Raw genomic sequence first — 1,191 nt, 5'->3', positions numbered from 1 at the left:
GACCCCGCCCCGGTTCCGGAGGCCCCGGCGCCGGCCCCCGTTCCGGTTCCCGAGGCCCCGGCTCCCGCCCCGGCGCCGCCACCGGTCATGGCACCCGTCCCGGTCCCGATCCCGCTGCCGATCCCCGGCATCGGTGGTCCGCCGATCATCGGTGGCCCGCCGGGAGGCGGCTTCGGGCCCGGTGGCGGTCGCGGTGGTCACGGCGGCGGCGACTTCCCCGGCGGTGGTCACGGCGGCGGCTTCCCCGGCTTCCCCGGGGGCGGTGGTCACGGCGGGTTCGGTGGCGGTCACGGCGGGTTCGGTCGCCACTAGCCCGTCCGGGGCCACCTGTCACCTGCCGTTTGCCTCCCGCTTAGCGCAGCGATGCGGTTAGCTCATCGCGGCCACATACACCGGTTGTATGCGATGCACCGTCTTCGGCACCGGTTACCTGGGGGCCACCCACGCCGTCGGGATGGCCGAACTGGGACACGACGTCGTCGGCGTCGATGTCGATGCCGGCAAGGTCGCCAAGCTGGCCGGCGGTGACGTTCCCTTCTACGAGCCCGGTCTGCGAAAGTTGTTGACCGACAACCTCGCTGCGGGACGCCTGCGGTTCACCACCGACTACGAGATGGCGGCCGATTTCGCCGACGTCCACTTCCTGGGCGTGGGCACGCCGCAGAAGAAGGGCGAGTACGGCGCCGACTTGTGCCACGTCCACGCCGTCATCGACGCGCTGGTGCCGCGGCTGAGCAGGCCGTCGGTGCTGATCGGCAAGTCGACGGTCCCGGTAGGCACCGCGGCCGAGCTGAACCAACGGGCCGCCGCGCTGGCGCCGCACGGGGTGGACGTCGAAATCGCCTGGAACCCGGAGTTTTTGCGGGAGGGCTACGCCGTGCACGACACCCTGCACCCGGACCGCATCGTGCTGGGGATACAAGAGGGTTCGACGCGCGCCGAGGCGGCGGTGCGCGAGCTGTACGCCCCGCTGCTTGATGCGGCCGTGCCCCTTTTGGTGACCGACCTGCAGACCGCGGAGCTGGTCAAGGTCTCCGCGAATGCGTTTCTGGCGACCAAGATTTCGTTCATCAACGCGATCTCCGAGGTGTGCGAGGCCGCGGGCGCCGACGTTAAGGTGCTGGCCGACGCGCTCGGGTACGACCCCCGCATCGGGCGCCAATTCCTCAACGCCGGATTGGGTTTCGGCGG

General features: G+C 70.9%; 2 protein-coding genes. Both read left to right on the top strand.

The genetic code is table 11. The features are described 5' to 3' along the window. Positions 1-312 (top strand): hypothetical protein (locus tag AWC19_RS24515; protein WP_211284991.1); only part of this gene is annotated, 312 nt, incomplete at its 5' end. Between the two features lie 88 nt (positions 313-400). Next, the coding region (locus tag AWC19_RS24510; RefSeq protein ID WP_142281394.1) for a UDP-glucose dehydrogenase family protein at positions 401-1,191 on the top strand (791 nt) is incomplete at its 3' end.

The sequence above is a fragment of the Mycobacterium palustre genome, assembly GCF_002101785.1.
GTDB classification, from domain to species: Bacteria; Actinomycetota; Actinomycetes; order Mycobacteriales; family Mycobacteriaceae; genus Mycobacterium; species Mycobacterium palustre.
This window is presented reverse-complemented; position numbering and strand designations above follow the sequence as displayed.